The sequence below is a fragment of the Corynebacterium capitovis DSM 44611 genome (assembly GCF_030440535.1).
Lineage (GTDB): Bacteria > Actinomycetota > Actinomycetes > Mycobacteriales > Mycobacteriaceae > Corynebacterium > Corynebacterium capitovis.
On sequence record NZ_CP047117.1, the window covers coordinates 674,941 to 693,339 of the forward strand.

An 18,399-nucleotide genomic window follows, 5' to 3' on the forward strand; every position below is an offset into this window, starting at 1 on the left:
GTTGCTCTACTTTGCTCGGCAGGGCGCGTCGCAACGTGAGCTAGGAATCCTTAGCCTCGTCGTCCCTGACGCGGAAGCCGAATGCCTTGAGTCGCGCGCGGTCGGCGGCGCTCGACGACGCGGTGAGTCGCAGCAGCTCTGAATAAATACCACCGGAGGAGGCGAGCTCGGCGGGGGATCCGACCTCGTCGATGCGTCCGTCGCGAAGAGTGATGATGGTGTCCACATCGGCGATGGTGGAGAGGCGGTGGGCGATCATGATGGTGGTGCGGTTTTTCATCAGCTCGTCGAGGCCGGCCTGCACGGCGCGCTCCGCCTTAGTGTCTAGGGCGGAGGTGGCTTCGTCGAGGACAAGGATGGGCGCGTCCTTGAGCATGGCGCGGGCCACGGCGATGCGCTGGCGCTGACCCCCGGATAGGCGCACGCCGCGTTCGCCGATGACCGTGTCGTAGCCGTCCTTGAACTTCAGAATGAAGTCGTGCGCGTTGGCGCGCTGTGCCACCTCGATGATCTCCTCGTCCGTGGCGTCGGGCTTGCCGTAGGCGATGTTGTCCCGGATGGTGCCGGAAAACAGCGTCGAATCCTGGAACACGACACCCGTTGAGGCGCGTAGGTCCTCGACGCCGAGGTCGGCCACATCCCGGCCACACACCGTGAGGCGGCCCTGCTCGACGGGGTAGAGGCCGAGCAAGAGGTTGACGACGGTCGACTTGCCACCCCCAGACTCGCCCACCAGCGCGATCTTTTCCCCTTCGCGGGCGCGGAAGGTGACGTCGCGTAGGACCGGCTCGCCGGGCGAGTACTCGAAGGTGACGTGCTCGAAACCGATGACGGGCTCGCGGGCGTCGAGGGGCGAGTGCTGGATGACCGTGAGCTCGGGCGCCCCCGTGGTCTCGATCGCGGCGACGAGTTCCCTGTTGGCGGTGGGCTCGACGGTTTCGTCCATGACGCGGAAGTAGTCGCGGGACCCGGCGACGGCGCGCTGGGCGGAGTCGACGATCCAGCTCATCATGTGGACCGGCTGGCGGGTCATCGTGACCATCTGCAGGAGCATGACCATCTCGCCGATGGTGAGGTGGCCGTGGAGGGTCCGCAGGAAGAGGATGAGGTAGATCCCTAAGAAGATTGCGGTCATGGCGGTGCCGCGCACCGAATCCATGGAGTGCCACCAGCGCGACTGGGGGCGGGTCAGCGCCACGGTCTCGCCGTAGTGGGTACCAAACGAGTCGAGCTCCCGCACCTCGGCGACGTAGGACTTCGTGACCTTGACCTGCCCGATGACCTCGGCGAAGCGCCCGTTGGCCGCGTCGATCTCGGCGTTCTTGCGGCGCTCCAACTTCTGCCATCGGCGCGAGGTGAGCGCGGTGAGCCACGTGTAGAGGGGGAAGAGGAGCAACAGGAGGATGGTCAGTGGCCAGTAGTAGTAGGTCGTGACGGCCAGCACGGCCGCGACCTGCAGCAGCATCGGTAGGAAGCTGTTGGCAAAAGACTGGATGAACTGGGTGACGTTCGCGATCGAACGGTCCAACCGAGCAATGATCGTGCCGGTGATCTGGTTGTCAAAGTAGCGCTGGGGCAGGGCCAGCAGCTTCGCGTAGTAGCGGGTGGACAGGATCTGCCGGATGCGCGCCACCATCACGTCGCCGAGGTAGCCCGAGACGTTGCTGAAGACGGCGGAGGCGGCCTCGGCGGCGAAGAGCGCCAGGGCGAGGAAGACGATGGTGCGTGTCGGGGCGGGGGTGCCGTAGCTCACCGTGTCGACGATCGTGTCGGTCGCCTCACGTATGATAAACGGCGCGGCCATTCCCAGCCCCGCCACGACGCTGGAGAAGAGAACAACAGCCAGGTAGAACGGCCAGAGGGCAGACGCGCTGCGCACAACGCGCATCAGGGATTGCATAACAGGTTGATGGTACCCGGGTTGTAAGGTGGGGGAGAATCCCGTCAGCCTGTGTCAGGCTGGGTCAGCCCACGTCACCGCTACGAAAGCCGAACCACAATGCTTATCCGCCGCACTGTCCCGGCCCTCGCGCTCGCCCTCCCGCTTGCGGTTGCGGGGTGTAGCTCGTCAGGGGACACCACCGAATCTTCCGCTGTGGTTATCACCACACCGACGGCGGTCCCCGAGCAGCAGTTCGAGGCCAACGACGTCGCCAACCTGACCACGACGGAGATTTCCGGCGAGCGTGTCGACGACCCCGGCATGAACGTGTCCTACAAGTGGCAGGGCACGCGGTCCGCGTCGAACGGCGGAACAATTGTCGTCGTTGCTGTGACCAACCAGTCCGACGTCCCGATGCCGGTCAGCGCGCTCGCTCAGCCCTCGCTGACCTACTCCACTGGTTCCTCCGGAACAAACAAAGAAATAGCCGAACCGCTGAGCGGCGAGGATGCGGGGGTAGATACGCTCGGGTTGGACATGCCCCTCGGCGCGGGCGCTAGCGTCAACCTGATGTACGCCTTCGACGTGTCGATGTACAGCCTCTATAACGCCCAGTTCACCATCGGCAACGTGGTGTTTAGCGGGAACCTGAACAACTAAGACCGGTCGAAAGCCCGGCGCACGTAGCCCAGCGGGTCCGTCACGACGTGGCGCGAGCCGCCCGCGAGGTCAACGCGCAGCACCTGGCGGCCCTCGCGGTAGGTCGGCCAGCACGGCGCAGCACCGCGGCACCATCGCACGAGCCAGGCGTTGAGGCCCTCGCCGGGCGCGTATGGCGGGGCTCCGAATAGCGGGTTGAGGTCGTCGCAGTGGCGCGCCGCCCCGCCCGGCTCCGGGGAGACGAACTCGGCTTGCCAGACTCGGCCCGGGGCGTTTTCGGCGACATCGGCGGCCCAGCGACGGATCAAGCTGTCGCCGATGAAGCGGCCGTAAACGTGATCGGGGTCCGCAACCCCCGCCTCGGTGAGGTAGCGCCGCATGCGCGAGTAGCGCAAGCCCATCCGCCGCCCCGACGCGCGGACGGCTAGCTTGCCCCAACCCGCCGCGTCGGCCCGGGCGCCCGAGTCGTGAAACTCCTCCCGGGTTGTGGTGACTACGAGCTCGACGTCCGCAAGCTCTTCGGGTGCGAGCGGGGCGGGGCCCAGCGCCATGTCGGTGAAGTAGAATCTGCGCAGCCTGCGGTAGGCGCGTTCCACTCGCGACGGCGCGGCGTTGCCCAGCGCGGCGCGGGTGAGCGGTTTGCCCAGGGCGGCGCGAAGCACCGGCTTGCGCCGCTCAAAAGCCATGCGGGGGAAGGCGGGGGACATCGCCAGCGCCCGGCGGAACCCGCCGCGGTAGTGGTCGCGCCGGCACAGCCACAGCACTAAAGCGGCGCCGGCGGATTGCCCCACCAGGGTGACGTTGGTGGGGTCACCGCCGAAGGACTCGATGTTGCGCTGCACCCATTCCAGGGCGAGCTGGCAGTCGTGGGCTGCGCGGAAGTGGGAGGGGGCGTCATCGGGAAAGCGCATCAGCCCGGGCAGTGTGAGCCTGTAGCCTACGCGCACCTGAATGATCCCCTGGCGGGCGAAGGCGTCGGCCCCGGTGCGGAGGTCGGCGTGGCTGCCCTCCTCGAAGCGGCCGCCGTGGATGAACACCATGACGGGCAGGTCCGAGCCGCGGCTCGCGCCGTCCGGGGTGGTGAGCGAAAGGGCGATGGTGTCGGGCCGGGGCGCGGTGGCGTCGATACGTAGTCCCGCGGGAGCGGGCTGCGCATCGTTGAAGGGCGCCGAGATGTGGGAGTAGGGGATGGAATGGAAACGGCGCAGGTGGTCGAAGGTTTCCCCGGTGATGGTGCCGGCGGGGCAGGTTACGTCAACGGTGGCGCTCATGGGGCAATCCTAAGATGGTTCACTATGAACCCGCTGCTGCGACCGTCGACCCTGCCCTACGACCTCCCCGACTTCGCCGCGATCGGGATCGGTGACGTCGAGCCTGCGTTCGAGGAGGCGCTGGCGCGCCACTCCCGCGAGATCGCCGGGATCCTGACCCAGCCGGAGCCGACCTGGGAAAACACGGTGGAGGCGCTGGAGTTGTCGGGCGCGGAGCTGCGTCGCGTGATGGCGTGGTTTTTCAACCTGCAGGGCACGGACTCCACCGAGGAGTTCGACGAGGTGGCCGACACGATCGTGCCGAAGCTCTCGGCGCACATGGATTCGATCTACCAGAATACCGAGCTTTTCGACCGGATCCGCGGTCTCACCCCGCCGGCGGACGAGGAATCCGGTCGCTTGCACGACCTGTTGGTGCGTACCTTCACGCGGCGGGGCGCGCTGCTGGGGGCGGAGGGCAAGGCACGCCTGCTGGACATCAACCAGCGGCTCAGCGAGCTCAGTGAGCGCTTCGGGCGCACCCTCCTCGCTGACACCGCCGCGCTCGCCGTGCGTTTCGAGCGCGAGGAGCTCGAGGGGCTGAGTGAGAGCCAGCTCGCCGCCTACGCCGACGGCGACAGCTACCTGGTCCCCATTGAGCTTCCCACCACCCAGTCGCTCCAATCGCAGCTGGTCAACGCGTCGTCGCGGCGCAAACTTTTCGACGCCTCCCGTTCCCGCGGCCGCGCACATGGGGACGAGATCGCTGTTCAGGCGGCGCAGCTGCGCGCCGAGCGTGCGCGTCTGCTCGGCTTTGCCACCCACGCCGACTTCGTCACGGCGGAGGAGACGGCCGGGACGGCGAGTGCGGCGCGCCAGCTCATCGCGGACCTTGCGCCGGCCGCCGCGGCCAACGCCGCCGCCGAGCGCAAGCTCGCGGGGGAGCTGGCAGGCCACGAGGTCGACGGGGCGGACTGGCCCTACTGGCAGGCGCGCCGTCGAGAAGAGGCGCTGGGGATCAACGAGGCGGAGCTGCGCCGCTACTTCCCGCTGGAGCAAGTTCTGCGCGACGGCGTGTTCTACGCCGCCCGCCTCCTCTACGGCATCACGGTCACTCGCCGCGAGGACCTGCGCGGATACCGCGACGACGTGGCCGTCTGGGAGGTGGCAGAGGCCGATGGCACGGGCATCGGGCTGTTGCTCACCGATTACTTCGCTCGGCCGTCGAAGCGCGGTGGGGCGTGGATGAGCTCCTTCGTCGAGCAGTCGCTCCTCGCTGGCACGAAACCGGTGGTGGTCAACGTGATGTCGCTCAGCTCCGAGCTTTTAACTATCGACGAGGTCACCACCGTCTTCCACGAGTTCGGTCACGCCCTCCACGGGTTGCTGTCCAACGTGCGCTACCCGTCCTTGTCCGGCACGAACGTGCCCCGGGACTGGGTGGAGTTTCCCTCCCAGATCAACGAAAACTACGCGTTTGCGCCCGAAATCGTGCGCAATTTCGCACGGCACGTCGATACCGGTGAGGTCATCCCGGAGGAGCTGCTAGATGCGGTGCGGCGCGGCCGGGCGTTCGGCCAGGGTTTCGACACGGCCGAGTACCTGGCCGCGGCGGCGATCGACCTGGCTTGGCACAGTGTGGATGGTGAGGCGCCGCGTGACGTCGATAAGTTTGAAGCCGAAGTACTGGAAAGCTACGGCTTGGACGTCGAGGGCCTCGAGCCGCGCTACCGCACCCGCTGGTTCAATCACATTTTCGCCGGCGGATACTCGGCCGGGTACTACTCCTACCTCTGGGCGGAGGCGCTCGACGCGGACGGCTACGAGCTCATCGAGCGGGAGGGCATCAACCGCGCGACCGGGGAGAAATTCCGCCGCGCCATCCTCTCCAAGGGGGCCGCCCGCGACTACGCGCAGGCCTACCGCGAGTTCCGAGGCAGGGACAAGGACGTCCGGCCCCTGCTCGTGCGCCGCGGTCTCGAAGGCAGCGAGGTCTAGTGCATGTTCGATCTAAGCCCGTGGCTGCAGGTGCCCATCGTGCTCCTCGTCGCCCTGCCCGCGGCGGGTCTGGTGGCGACGGTTCTACTGCGCGCCGTGGACTGGCTGGGCGAGCGGTTCGCGCGACCGTGGCGTCGCAAGTAAGCTAGCAAGCCATGGCGAACCCGGAAGAGCTGCGCAAGCGGGACCAACAGCTGCCGCGGGGGCGGAGGAAGTACCCGCGCTCGCGCGTGACGCAGGCACTGTGGGTCATGGTCGCCCTCGTCGTTATTGCTGGCTTGATTAATGTCCTCTGAGCGCGGCGTCGGCGACGCGCTGAAATAGCTCCACGTCGCTGAGCTCATCGAGCAGGACGGGTGCCCCGGTGGCGTCGCAGAGTGGGATGCACCAGTTGGCATACTGCGCCGCGTTGGTGCCCGGCTGGTTCTGGATGCGGGTGTCGCCCACCATGTCTACGAGGTTGACGCAGGTCAGCGCGGACGGGGTGCCCGCGATGAAGCGATTGAGGCCCACGACGAGGTCTGCTATCTGGGCGTCGCTAAATCCGGCGAGGGAGCCGGCGGGTAGGTCTTTGAACACGGTGTCGGCGAACTCGGTATCGCGAAAGGCTCCCGTCTCGCGGGCTGAGTCCAGCACGGCGGCGTGCCACGCCGCGTCGGAGGCGTTGAGCTCCTCCAGGGTTTCCTTGACCAGCCCGAGGTTGACGCGCAGCTCGTTGTGCGCGCCGCGCAGGTAGCCCGCGGTCGGCGGCAAGTCGTGGGTACCCACCGACGACAGCGCGAGGTGCCGGTAGTGCGCCTGCTCCTGCGGCGAGTTACCGGGCGGGGCGCTTTCAAACCACAGCACGCTCGTGCCCAGGATCCCCGTGTCGCGGAGCACCTCCTGGACCCAAGGCTCGTAGGTTCCAAGGTCCTCGCCCACGACGATGGCGCCCGCGCGCTGCGCCTCGAGGGCGAGGATGCCCACCATTGCGGTGTGGTCGTAGTTCATGTAGGCGCCCTCGGTGGGGGAGCCGTAGCGCGGGATCCAGAAGAGCCGGAAGAGGCCAAGGATGTGGTCGACCCGCACACCCCCGGAGTGGCGCAGGACGGTGCGCAGCAGGTCGCGCCACGGGCGGTACCCGGCGGCAGCCAGGGCGGCGGGGTTCCAGGGTGGCTGGGACCAATCCTGGCCCTGCTGGGTGTACTGGTCCGGCGGGGCGCCGACGGAGGCGTCGGCCACGAGGACGTCGGCAAGCGTGTGCGCGTCGGCGCCACCCGGGTGGACCCCGACGGCGAGGTCTGTGACGATGCCGATCCTCATCCCCGCCGCCCGTGCGCGCTCCTGGGCGGCGCGGCGCTGCTCGTCGGCGACGAACTGCAGCCACATGTAGAAGCGGGCGACGAAGTCGGCCTCCTCGGGAGCCTGAGAGGCCACGTGCCGGCCCGAATCTGCTGCCTGGGCCTGGCGCGCGCACCACTTACCGAACTCGCGCAACCCCTCTCCTTCCTCGGAGATGAAGGCGTCGAACGCGGCGCGGCGCGCGTCGTCGGACTCCGCGAGGTAGAAGAGTTCTCGCAGGACGTCGAGCTTGACGCCGAAGATGAGGTCGCGGTTGATCGGCTCGGCGCTGCGGTTGGCGGCTTTAAGCGGCCCCGCCAGTTCGGCGACCTCGCCGCGGGTGGCGCTGTCCAGCGCGGCCCACTCGGGCACGTCCTCGACGGCGATGTAGATGGGGTTGACGAAGCGCCGCGAGGTGGGCAGGTAGGGCGAGTTCTCGACCGGGGGCAGGGGCTCGGCGGCGTGGACGGGGTTGATCAGGAGGTAGTCTGCCCCGCGCGCGGCGACGGTTTCCGCCAGCTCGCCGAGGTCACCGAAGTCACCGATTCCCCACGACCGGGTGGAGCGCACCGAGTACAGCTGTGCCATGACGCCGTAAGCCGGGTCACGCAGGTACTCCTGGTTCGGCTGCAGCGTGTTGGGGACGACGACGAGCGTGCAGCTGGTGTCGATGCCCTCGGACTCGAGGTGCAGCTCGTGCCACCCGAGGGGCAGGTCGCCGGGCACGTGGAAGGTCGCTTCGCCCCAGGTCACGCCGTCGACGCTGACCGGCGGGTTCCAGTTTTCGTCCTGGTAGGCCTCGCGCGCGCTTCCGTCTTCAAGCTGGATCCACACGTGCGCGGGCTGGCCATCGTGGACGTGGACCGGGAAAAACGCCTCCTGGCCCTCGGTGGCCACGACGCACGGGGGGAGGGGGGCGGTAGCTAGCTCCTGGCGGCGCCGGGTGAGGTAGAACTCCAGCTCCTCCCCGCCCGGTCCGTCTGCCTGCTCTGTGAGGGGCAGACCCAATGCACGGAGCAGCGCGACGTAGGAGGAGCGGGGTGGCTCGGTGAGCTGGCCGTTGGAGGCCCAGTACTGTAAACCGAAGCCGTAGGAAGAAGCGAGCTCGTTGAGCAGGTCCGCGTTAGTCACAAAAGGACATTGTGCCAAAGGCGGCGGAATCGGGCCGGATTAGCAAAAACGGCGCGGGCCTGGGGAGTAACCTGTGTCACTATGCCTTCTCAGATTCACACCACCGAGGCCGGCTTCGAGCTGACGGAAGACCAGAACTGCATGAGCGAGCTAGTGAAGCTGTGCACCGATCGGCCCGAGCTTGTCCTCTTCAGCCGGCCCCGGGACTACTACTGGGAGGATGTCTCCGCGGGCGAGTTCCTCGCGGAGGTGTACGCGTTGGCCAAAGGGCTGGTTGCCAACGGAGTCGAGCCGGGCGACCGTGTCGCGCTGCTGTCCAACACGCGCTACGAATGGCAGCTTGTGGACTTCGCCATCTGGGCGGCGGGTGCGGTGACGGTGCCGATCTATCCGTCGAGTTCTCCGCACCAGATTGAGTGGATCCTGGAGGACTCGGGAGCCACCTTCGCCTTCGTTGAAGACGCGCACAACTTCGCGGACCTGCGCGCCTTCCTCCTGCGCGAAGACGGAACCCCGCCGCTCAGCGGCTCGGCCTCGCGGCTGCGTCGCGTCGCAGTATTCAATGAGGGAGGAATCGACGAGGTCACCCGCGAGGGGGAAGGGGTCGAGCAGTCGCTTATCGACGCCCGAGTTGCCGCCATCACCCACGCCGACATCGCCTCGATCGTCTACACCTCGGGAACCACTGGGCGGCCGAAGGGCGTGGCCCTGTCTCACGGCAACTGGATGTATCAAACCCGCGCGCTGGTGACCAATCCCATCGGCGCGGTCGCGCGGCCGGGCAAGCGGGTGGTCACCTTCCTGCCGCTGGCGCACGTGTTGCAGCGCGCGGTGGCGGTGGCCTTGACCATCCACGGCGCGACCCAGGCCCACTGGGCGGACACCTCGACGATCGCCCTCGAGCTGCAGCGCGCCAAACCACACGTGGTGCTTGGCGTGCCCCGGGTGTTCGAGAAGGTGCGCAACGCCGCGTATAACAAGGCTGCGGATGGCTCTGGCGTCGGCAAGCGAGTGTTCTTGGAGGCGGAGCGCGCAGCGATCGCGTACTCGAAGGCCCTCGATAAAGAGGAGGGGCCATCGTTTGCGCTGCGGATGGCGCACCGCGTGTACGACCGCCTGGTGTACCGGAAGCTGCGGGACGCCGTGGGCGGGGTGGCGCAGTACGGCATCACGGGCGGTTCGGCGATGAGCCCGGAGCTGAGCCACTTCTTCCGTGGCCTGGGCCTGCCGGTCTACGAAGGGTACGGGCTGACCGAGACGGCAGCGGCCGCGTGCGTCAATCACAAGGGGGGTCAGCGGATCGGAACCGTGGGCCGACCCGTCAATTCCTACGAGGTGCGGACCAACGACAATGGGGAGATTGAGTTTCGCGGGCCGGGCGTGTTCGGGTTCTATTGGAACAACCCGGAGGCGACCGCCGAGGCGAAGCACGATGGGTGGTTCAATACCGGTGACCTGGGTGAGGTCGACAGTGACGGCTACGTGCGGATCACGGGGCGGAAGAAGGATCTCATTGTGACCGCGGGCGGCAAGAATGTCTCGCCCGGGCCGCTGGAGGAGATCATTCGCCAGGACCCGCTGATCTCTAACGCCCTGGTCGTGGGTGACGGTAAGCCGTTCGTCGGGTTGCTTGTCACGCTCGATGCCGATGAGCTCTCCAGGTGGAAGGAGGCTCGGGGCATTCCGGCGTCGACGTCTCTGGAGGAGCTGGCGCACAACGCGGACCTGCGCGCCGAGGTGCAGGACACGGTGAACCTCGCCAACGCGACGGTGAGCCATGCCGAGGCCATCAAGAAGTTCCGCATCCTGAACCGCGACCTGAGCGAGCAGGACGATGAGATGACCCCGACGCTCAAGGTGAAGCGCAACGTGGTGTTCCGCCGTTTCGCGGATGATATCGAGGCCCTGTACAGCCGCTAGGGAACTGTCGGCGCGCCGCGCTGCGGGAGGCCCACTCGTGTCCTACCATCACACGCAGCCGCCCGGCGCGGGCCGCGGCGCGAGAATAGTTTGGCGATTTACAGGAGGGGGCCTCGCAGTGCACAAGACGGCAGCGCTGCTGCGCCACCGCGAGCTCACCCAGGAGATTTACAACATCGGCGACGAGGTCGCCGAGTACATCGAGCACATCGCGGAGGCGATCGCCGATTACGACGGCGAGCTCACCGAGGAATGCCTGGCCGAGTTCTCCGAGATCGTGGGCGACGCCCGCCAGGACTCGCGCCGTGTCGTGGGGGAGCTGATTGGCCTGCGTCAGGCGCTGACCAGTGGGATGCGCGCCGGTTTCCTCTCCGCGGGGGCGCGGCCCGAGGAGAAGATCCCGGAGCCCGAGCTTCTCGACGCCACCGGGCTGCGCGAGCTCTTCCCCCTCGCGGCTCCTTTTTCGGTGCGCACGATGCACGACGCCCTGGCTGGCCGCACCGAGCTGACCGCGGAGCACCTCTCCGAGCTGGTGGACTACGCCCTTGAGCAGACCGATATGGTGGCCCGCGAGCTCAGCGCTGTCTCGCTGCCGCACCTCTACGCCCGCGTGGGCGAGCTGGTCGAGGCCGCCGTGGCGGGTTGGGTCGAAACGGTGTGCCGCGATCACCCGGCGTTTACCCGAACGATGCGGGGGATGAACCCGCCGCCGTTTCTGGCGGAACGCGCCCGCATCGACGCCATCGTGGCGAAGGTGGCGGCGAAGCGTTCGCGTCGCGGTGCCTAGCGCGCCTACACTCATCGCTCATGTTCGGCCTCTACATCCACGTGCCCTTTTGCGCGTCCCGCTGCGGGTACTGTGACTTCAACACGTATACGCCGAGCGAGACGGCATCGACGTTCGACGCGTACCTCACCGCCCTGGACACCGAGCTGCGGCTCGCGGACACCGAACCGGCCGACACGGTCTTTATCGGCGGGGGCACGCCTTCCTTGCTGGGCGCCGGCGGCCTGGCTCGGATCATGGACATGGTGCGGGATCACGTGGGGGTGCGGCCGGGCGCGGAGGTGACGACCGAGTCCAACCCGGAGAGCACGGACCCCCGCTTTTTTGCGGAGCTCCTGCAGGCCGGTTTTACCCGCGTGTCGCTGGGCATGCAGTCGGCGTCCGCACCCGTGCTGCGGGTGCTGGACCGTCGCCATACCCCGGGCCGGGCCGTCGCCGCCGCCCGCGAGGCCCGCGCCGCCGGGTTCGAGCACGTCAACCTCGACATGATGTACGGCACCCCGACGGAGACGGACGACGATGTGCGCTCCACCCTCGACGCGATACTCTCCGCCGACGTCGACCACGTGTCTGCCTATTCCCTCATCGTGGAGGACGGCACGGCGCTCGCGCGCCGCATCCGGCGCGGGGAGCTTCCCCCGCCGCGCGAGGACGTCTACGCGGAGCGCTACGAGATGATCGCCGCGGCTCTAGAGGGCGCCGGGTTCGGCTGGTACGAGGTGTCCAACTGGGCGAAGCCGGGCGGGGAGTGCCGCCACAATCTGATCTACTGGCGCGGGGGCCACTGGTGGGGGGCGGGGCCCGGTGCGCACAGCTACATCGGGCGTCGGCGGTTCTTCAACGTCAAGCGCCCCGAGCGCTACACGCAGCTGCTCGCGGCGGGCGAGCTGCCGGTGGGCGGCGGGGAGCAGATTTCGGACGAGGAGCACCACTTCGAGCAGGTGATGCTGGGGCTGAGGCTGCGAGAGGGGATCCCTACTGGGTGGGTTGGGGAGGGGGCGCAGGGAGTCGTCGAAAAGCATGCGCGCGCGGGGCTGCTCACGGTGGGCGAGCGGATCGCGGTCACGGGCGCGGGCCGGCTGCTGGCGGACGGGATTGTTACGGATATCCTCGCGGCGGAGTAGGATGGCCTAGCAGTCAACGAAGGAGAGTGCTAATGAGCGGGGCGGGCGACCGGCGGCAGGCGGTGCTGCGCGCGATCGTGGCCGACTACATCGCGTCGCAGGAGCCTGTGGGCTCGAAGGCCCTCGTGGAGCGCCACGGGCTCGCGGTGAGCTCGGCGACGATCCGCAACGACATGTCTCACCTTGAGCGTGAGGGCTTCATCGAGCAAACCCACTCCAGCTCGGGGCGTATCCCCACGGAGAAGGGGTACCGCGCCTTCGTCGACGCGTTGCACGAGGTCAAGCCGCTCTCGGCCCCCGAGCGGCGCGCGATCTTGAACTTCCTCGAGTCCGGCGTCGACCTGGAAGATGTCCTGCGCCGCTCGGCCCAGCTGCTCGCGGGGTTGACCAGTCAGGCCGCCGTGGTCCAGCTCCCGGCGCTCGACGTGACGCGCGTGAAGCACTGCGAGGTCGTCTCCCTCTCTCCCACGCGCCTGCTGCTCGTGTTGATCACGGACACCGGCCGCGTTGACCAGCGCAACGTCGAGCTCGGGGCCCCGCTTAGCGACGACGCCGTGCGGCTCCTTCGCGACAGCCTCAACGAGGTGCTCGTGGGCACCACCGTGACCGACGCCTCCTCCTCCCTCGTGCGGCTTGCGGAGCGCGCCCCGGCTGAGATCGCCGACGCTGTGGCCCGCTCTACGGTGGTGTTGGTGGAGACGCTTGCGCAGGAACCCGCCAACCGCATCCTCATCGCGGGCGCGGCAAACCTCACCCAGGGCGCGGTGGATTTGCGCGGGGTGATCAACGCGCTGGAGGAGCAGGTAGTGGTGCTGAAGCTGCTCGCGGCGGCCCAGAACATCGACGAGGTCTCCGTGAGCATCGGCCGGGAAAACGGTGAGGCGGACTTCTCCCATGCTGCGGTCGTCTCGACCGCATACGGGGTCGGGGGCGCGGCGCTGGGCGGCGTGGGAGTGGTCGGTCCGACGTATATGGACTATCCCAGTACGATTCAAAAGGTTGCCACCGTGGCGCGCTACATCAGCCGCGTGTTGCGGGGCTAAACGCAATGGCTATTACTGAAAGGTTCCATCACTAGTGGCTCGTGACTACTACGGGATTCTCGGGGTCGACCGGGAAGCAACCGAGCAGGAGATCAAGAGGGCGTACCGCAAGCTTGCCCGCAAGTACCACCCGGACGTGAATCCCTCCGAGGAGGCCGCGGAGAAGTTTCGCGAGATCTCGCTGGCGCAGGAGGTGCTTCTCGACCCGTCGAAGCGGCGCATCGTTGACCGCGGCGGCGACCCGATGGAGCAGGGCGGGGCAGGCGGCGCGGGGGCCGGCGGTTTCGGGGGTTTCGGCGACATCTTCGAGGCCTTCTTCGGCGGGGCGGGATCTCAGGGACGCGAGCCGCGTTCCCGCGTCCAACCGGGCGCCGACGCGCTGCTGCGCACCACGATCAGCCTCGAGGAGGCGTTCGCGGGCGTGAAGAAGGACGTCACGGTGGACACCGCGGTTCTGTGCGACCGCTGCCACGGCACCGGGTCCCAGTCCGAGTCCGCGCCCGTGTCCTGCGATCACTGCCACGGCACCGGCTCGGTCCAGGATGTGCAGCAGTCCTTCCTGGGCAACGTGATGACCACGCGGACGTGCCCCAAGTGCGGCGGCTACGGAGAGATCATCCCGGACCCCTGCCGACAGTGCGCCGGCGACGGGCGGGTGCGCGCCACCCGGGACCTCACGGTGACCATCCCCGCGGGCATCGCCGATGGCATGCGGATCCGCATGGCGGGCCAGGGCGAGGTAGGCCACGGTGGCGGACCAGCCGGTGACCTTTACGTCGAGGTGCACACTCTGGCCCACCCGGTGTTCCTGCGGGAGGGCGATGACCTGCACCTGCGCGTCACCGTGCCGATGTACGACGCCGCCCTCGGTGCCAGCCTGAGCGTCGGTGACCTCGGGGGAGGGGAGACCACCATCGACATCCCGGCGGGCACCCAGCCGAACGAGCAGATCGTGCTCGAGGGTGCTGGCATGCCGCGCCTGCGTGCACAGGGCTCCGGTGACATGGTCGCCCACGTCCACGTCGCGGTGCCAACGGAGCTGAGCGACCAAGAGCGGGAGGCGCTGGAAGGGTTGCGCGACGGGCACGCCGGCGTCCCCGAGGTCGCCACCGAGGGCCGCGGACGCGATGACAACTTCTTCTCCCGCGTCCGCGACCGCTTCCGCCGATGAGCCTGCCCTACTTCCTCTCGCCCGACCCGGCGTCGGGCCGGCTCGATGGGCCCGAGGGCCGGCACGCCGTGAGTGTCAAGCGCATCAAGCCGGGGGAGCACATCGTGCTTAGCGACGGCCACGGGACCGCCACCGAGGTCCGCGTGACATCGACCCAGGGCAAGGACACCTTGGTCGGAGAGGTGCTAACCACCCGCTTCGTCGACCCCCCGGTGCCTCACGTGACGGTAGTGCAGGCGATCCCAAAGGGCGAGCGCGCCGAGCTGGCGGTGGACCTGGCGGTCCAGGGTGGGGCCGACCGGATCGTGCCCTGGGTGTCGCAGCGCACGGTGGCGCGGTGGCCCGTCGAGAAGCGGGCCAAGCAGGTGGAGAAGTGGCGGGCCGTGGCCGCGGCGGCGGCGAAGCAGGCGCGGCGCGCGTGGGTGCCCGAGGTGACCGAGCCCGTGACCACGCGTCAGCTGCGCGGAATGCTTGAGGGGCGGCAGGCGCTCGTGCTCCACGAGGACGCCCAGGTGCCGCTGCGGGACATCGACTTCGCCCCAGAGGTGTTCCTTCTCGTGGGCCCCGAGGGCGGGATCGGCGCCGAGGAGCTCGCCGAGCTTGGCGGGCAGGCGGTGCGGCTCGGGCCCGAGGTTGTGCGCACCGCGGCGGCGGCATTCGCGGCGCTGAACGCGATCGGCGCGCTGACCGCGCGCTGGTAGGGTGGGTGGCCATGGATGAACTGGTGACGCGCCGGGTGGTGCTCGATTCCGCCTACGCGCAGACCGTGATCGGGGTTAACGACGGTAATCTGCGCGCGCTGAACCAGCAGCTCGGGGCCGACATCCACGCTCGGGGTGCGGCGGTGACCCTGCGGGGCTCCGCCCGCGAAGTGAATCACGCGGCCCATGTGCTCGAGGAGCTCGAATCGATGGCGCGCCGAGGTGTCCCGATCGGCCCAGACACCGTTGGCCACGCCTGTCGCATCATGGAGTCCGAGGCGCCGGAGTCGGTCGCCGACATCTTGGGCGCCGAGATTGTGGCGCGGCGAGGCAAGGTGATCCGCGCGAAGACGGCGGGCCAGCGCCGCTACGTCGACGCTATTGACGACAACACCATCACCTTCGGGATCGGCCCCGCGGGCTCGGGCAAGACCTACCTAGCGGTGGCGAAGGCGGTGCAGGCGCTGGAGGCCAAGGGTGTCAAGAGGATCATCCTGACGCGCCCAGCCGTCGAGGCGGGGGAGAAGCTCGGATTCCTGCCGGGCACCCTGAACGACAAGATCGACCCCTACCTGCGCCCGCTGTACGACGCGCTGCGGGACATGCTCGACCCCGAGGTGATTCCAAAGCTCATGGACGCCGGCATCATCGAGGTCGCACCCCTAGCCTACATGCGCGGCCGGACGTTGAGCGACGCCTTTGTCATCCTCGACGAGGCCCAGAATACCACTGGTTCGCAGATGAAGATGTTCCTCACCCGCCTTGGCTTCGGCTCGAAGATGGTGGTCACGGGCGACATCTCCCAGGTGGACCTGCCCAGCGGCACGGTCTCGGGCCTGCGGGTGGCGCGGCGCATTCTTGGGGCGATCCCGGACATCCACTTTGCGGAGCTGGGTGCCGACGACGTGGTGCGCCACCACCTCATCTCCAAGATCGTTGCCGCTTACGACCGGCACGATGCGCAGAACGCGGCGCGGTACGAAAAGAAGCAGAGGCAACGGGAAGAGGGGGAAGGCGAGTGAGCGCCGAGGTACTCAACGAGTCGGGCGAGGTCGACATCAACGAGGAGATGCTCGTCGATGTCTGCGGGTTCGCCCTGGCTGCAATGGATGTGCATCCGGATACAGAGGTCACGATCACGCTTGTCGACGAGGCCGCGATGGCCGACCTTCACGTCAGATGGATGGACTTGGAGGGCCCCACGGACGTGATGAGCTTTCCCATGGACGAGCTGACCCCGGGCAGCGGCCGCCCCGATGCCGCTCCTTTCGGCCTCGCGATGCTGGGCGACATCATCCTGTGCCCGGCGTTCGACCGCAAGCAGGCGGAGATGGCGGGCCACGGCCTCGGCCACGAGCTGGCTTTGCTCACGGTTCACGGCGTTCTCCACTTGCTCGGTTACGATCACGTGGCGCCCGCCGACGAGCGCGAGATGTTCGCCCTGCAGAATGAGATCCTCGCCGAGTGGTACGACGACCTTGCGGCCCGCGGTGTCGAGTACCAGCCGAAACCGGCCGGGGCGCACGCTTTCCCCTCGGCGGCAGACCGCGAGGAGCTGGACCGAAAAATGAAGGAATTGGGTTAGTTGTTCTCCACCGTCGCCTCCGCGCTGGTCGCGCTGGCCGCGCTGCTTCTTTCCGGGTTGTTGGGTTCGGTGGAGTCGGCGTTGACGCCGATCTCGCGGGCCCGTGTCGAATCCATGGTCAAGGACGGGGTCCCGGGCGCCCCGGGTTTGATGCGCGTGGTCGGCCACCGGGCGAGCCACGTCAACATGTTGGTCATGCTGGTTACGGTGCTCGACGTGACCGCCGCGGTCTTCGCCTCGAGGTTCGCGATGGAGCTCGTGGAATCCCCCCGCTGGGCTATCGTGGCCGCGATTTGCGCCGTGACCCTCGCGCAGTTCAGCATCGTCGGTGTTTTCGCCCGCACGGCAGGCAGGCGCAATCCCTACGCCATTTCGCTGCGCGCCGCGCGCTGGCTCATTGCCTTCAATTACATCCTCGGCCCGGTGGCCCGGGTGCTGATCTGGGTGGGCAACCTGTTCCACCCGGGGCGGGATTTCCGGAACGGGCCCTATTCCACGGAGGTGGAGTTGCGCGAGATGGTCGACATCGCGCAGGAGCGCGGGGTGGTGGAGTCGACGGAGCACCGCATGATCCAGAACATCCTCGATCTGGCCGAGACGTACGCGAAGCAGGTCATGGTGCCCCGACCGGAGATGATCTGGATCGAGGGTGAGAAGACGGTGGCCCAGGCGGTGCGCCTGATGGTGCGCTCGGGACACTCCCGCATGCCCGTCATCGGCGAAAGCGTTGACGAGATCGTCGGCGTGGCATACCTAAAGGACATGTTCGCTGCCGACGGCCAGCCGGTCAGCGGGTCGGCCCCGGTATGTTCGGTCATGCGGGAGCCGCTTTTTGTCCCGGAGTCGAAACCCCTCGACGTGCTGCTGCAGGAGATGCAGCGCATCAACACGCACATCGCGATCGTCATCGATGAGTACGGCAACGTGGCGGGGTTGTTGACCATGGAGGACCTGCTCGAAGAGATCGTAGGCGAGATCACGGACGAGTACGACGAGGGGGAGGCGGCCCCCATCGAGGCGGTCGGGGAGGGGCGCTACCGGGCCCAGGCCCGGCTCCCGCTGGACGACCTCGTCGACGACCTCTACGACGACTGCGGCTACGAGATCGAGTTCGACGAGGAGGTCACCGACTCCGTCGACACGGTCGCGGGCCTCCTGTCGTACGAGCTGGGTCGAGTCCCGCTGCCCGGTTCCTCGGTCGAGGTATCGGGGCTGCACTTCACCGCCGAGGGCGGCCGCGACCGCCGCGGCAGGATCAAGGTTCGCACGGTTCTTATCGACGTCCCCCGCGACCTCGACACCTACCAGGCCGACAGCTAACTACAGCTCGGGGGAGACGAGGATCTTCACGGCGGTCTCGTTGCGGTTGATCAGGGTATCGAACCCCTCGCCCGCGACGCCATCGAAGCCAATTCGCCTGTGATGAAGGGCTTCAGGTCGACTTTTCCCTCCTCCACCAGCTTGATGGTGTGGGCGTAACCGATGCCGCCCCGGATGGACAGTTCTTTCATCACGAGGGCGTGGACATCGAATTCGGCGCGCTTCGACCACATCGACTCCACCACCAGGGTGCCCTGCGCCCTGAGGCAGTCAATGAGCTGGTCGAGCACGGCGGTGACCGAGGTGCATTCGAAGCCGATGTCGGCGCTGCGCCCGTCGTTTAGCTCGAGCACCCTCTGCTTCAGGTCCTCGGTGGACGGGTCGTTGGCGTGGTCGGCGGCGTCTCCGGTGGGGGCCACCTGTCCCTCTTTACCCCCGGACGCGACGAAGACGTGGTGGGCGACCGATGGTGGCCTCGTCGAGGGTACGTCCGCTGCTATCGGGTGG

At 67.8% G+C, this 18,399-nt stretch carries 17 protein-coding genes; 13 read left to right on the plus strand and 4 right to left on the minus strand.

Annotated features, from left to right (window positions below):
- Positions 1-40: 40 nt before the first annotated feature.
- Entirely contained in the window at positions 41-1,900 is a 1,860-nt protein-coding gene (locus tag CAPI_RS03345; RefSeq protein WP_018016627.1) for an ABC transporter ATP-binding protein, read from the minus strand.
- A 99-nt stretch (positions 1,901-1,999) separates the two neighbouring features.
- Between CAPI_RS03345 and CAPI_RS03350 the strand changes: the two genes are divergently transcribed.
- Complete coding sequence (locus tag CAPI_RS03350) at positions 2,000-2,542, plus strand: hypothetical protein (protein WP_018016628.1); 543 nt, start codon at positions 2,000-2,002, stop codon at positions 2,540-2,542.
- Here CAPI_RS03350 and CAPI_RS03355 read toward each other — a convergent pair.
- On the minus strand, positions 2,539-3,813 hold the full coding sequence (locus CAPI_RS03355; RefSeq protein ID WP_018016629.1) for a carboxylesterase family protein: 1,275 nt from the start codon (positions 3,811-3,813) through the stop codon (positions 2,539-2,541). The genes CAPI_RS03350 and CAPI_RS03355 overlap by 4 nt on opposite strands.
- A 24-nt stretch (positions 3,814-3,837) precedes the next feature.
- Between CAPI_RS03355 and CAPI_RS03360 the strand changes: the two genes are divergently transcribed.
- Genes CAPI_RS03360 through CAPI_RS03370 form a run of 3 tightly spaced genes read left to right on the plus strand, consistent with a single transcriptional unit; the run spans position 3,838 to position 6,086 of the window.
- Positions 3,838-5,790 carry a M3 family metallopeptidase gene (locus CAPI_RS03360; protein WP_018016630.1) on the plus strand — a complete coding sequence of 651 codons (1,953 nt, stop codon included), beginning with the start codon at positions 3,838-3,840 and terminating at the stop codon, positions 5,788-5,790.
- Between the two features lie 3 nt (positions 5,791-5,793).
- Positions 5,794-5,934: a hypothetical protein gene (locus CAPI_RS03365; protein WP_018016631.1), complete on the plus strand. Its 141-nt coding sequence runs from the start codon at positions 5,794-5,796 to the stop codon at positions 5,932-5,934.
- Between the two features lie 11 nt (positions 5,935-5,945).
- Positions 5,946-6,086, plus strand: a complete 141-nt coding sequence (locus CAPI_RS03370) for a hypothetical protein (protein WP_018016632.1) — start codon at positions 5,946-5,948, stop codon at positions 6,084-6,086.
- Here CAPI_RS03370 and malQ read toward each other — a convergent pair.
- Positions 6,073-8,241 (minus strand): 4-alpha-glucanotransferase, encoded by a 2,169-nt coding sequence (gene malQ / locus CAPI_RS03375; RefSeq protein WP_018016633.1) that lies wholly within the window; start codon positions 8,239-8,241, stop codon positions 6,073-6,075. The two genes, CAPI_RS03370 and malQ, sit on opposite strands and share 14 nt — an antisense overlap.
- Before the next feature lie 81 nt (positions 8,242-8,322).
- Between malQ and CAPI_RS03380 the strand changes: the two genes are divergently transcribed.
- The 9 genes from CAPI_RS03380 to CAPI_RS03420 all read left to right on the plus strand — a co-directional run bounded on the left by CAPI_RS03380 (position 8,323) and on the right by CAPI_RS03420 (position 17,892).
- Complete coding sequence (locus CAPI_RS03380) at positions 8,323-10,161, plus strand: AMP-dependent synthetase/ligase (RefSeq protein ID WP_018016634.1); 1,839 nt, start codon at positions 8,323-8,325, stop codon at positions 10,159-10,161.
- A gap of 118 nt (positions 10,162-10,279) precedes the next feature.
- Positions 10,280-10,948: a hypothetical protein gene (locus tag CAPI_RS03385; RefSeq protein ID WP_018016635.1), complete on the plus strand. Its 669-nt coding sequence runs from the start codon at positions 10,280-10,282 to the stop codon at positions 10,946-10,948.
- A 20-nt stretch (positions 10,949-10,968) separates the two neighbouring features.
- Positions 10,969-12,072 (plus strand): radical SAM family heme chaperone HemW, encoded by a 1,104-nt coding sequence (gene hemW / locus CAPI_RS03390; protein ID WP_018016636.1) that lies wholly within the window; start codon positions 10,969-10,971, stop codon positions 12,070-12,072.
- 32 nt (positions 12,073-12,104) lie between these two features.
- Complete coding sequence (hrcA, locus tag CAPI_RS03395; protein ID WP_018016637.1) at positions 12,105-13,115, plus strand: heat-inducible transcriptional repressor HrcA; 1,011 nt, start codon at positions 12,105-12,107, stop codon at positions 13,113-13,115.
- A 34-nt stretch (positions 13,116-13,149) separates the two neighbouring features.
- Complete coding sequence (gene dnaJ / locus CAPI_RS03400; RefSeq protein WP_018016638.1) at positions 13,150-14,286, plus strand: molecular chaperone DnaJ; 1,137 nt, start codon at positions 13,150-13,152, stop codon at positions 14,284-14,286.
- Positions 14,283-14,987, plus strand: a complete 705-nt coding sequence (locus tag CAPI_RS03405) for a 16S rRNA (uracil(1498)-N(3))-methyltransferase (RefSeq protein ID WP_018016639.1) — start codon at positions 14,283-14,285, stop codon at positions 14,985-14,987. Before dnaJ ends, CAPI_RS03405 begins: the two co-directional genes overlap by 4 nt.
- Before the next feature lie 11 nt (positions 14,988-14,998).
- Positions 14,999-16,009 carry a PhoH family protein gene (locus CAPI_RS03410; RefSeq protein ID WP_018016640.1) on the plus strand — a complete coding sequence of 337 codons (1,011 nt, stop codon included), beginning with the start codon at positions 14,999-15,001 and terminating at the stop codon, positions 16,007-16,009.
- Positions 16,006-16,572 (plus strand): rRNA maturation RNase YbeY, encoded by a 567-nt coding sequence (ybeY, locus tag CAPI_RS03415; protein WP_018016641.1) that lies wholly within the window; start codon positions 16,006-16,008, stop codon positions 16,570-16,572. The genes CAPI_RS03410 and ybeY overlap by 4 nt, the downstream gene beginning before the upstream one ends.
- The gene (locus CAPI_RS03420; protein ID WP_018016642.1) at positions 16,573-17,892 is read left to right on the plus strand and encodes a hemolysin family protein; all 1,320 of its coding nucleotides are present in this window, start codon (positions 16,573-16,575) and stop codon (positions 17,890-17,892) included. It abuts the gene before it with no gap.
- Between the two features lie 50 nt (positions 17,893-17,942).
- Here CAPI_RS03420 and CAPI_RS03425 read toward each other — a convergent pair whose 3' ends face one another.
- Entirely contained in the window at positions 17,943-18,311 is a 369-nt protein-coding gene (locus CAPI_RS03425; protein WP_026156999.1) for a zinc-binding dehydrogenase, read from the minus strand.
- Positions 18,312-18,399 lie beyond the last annotated feature (88 nt).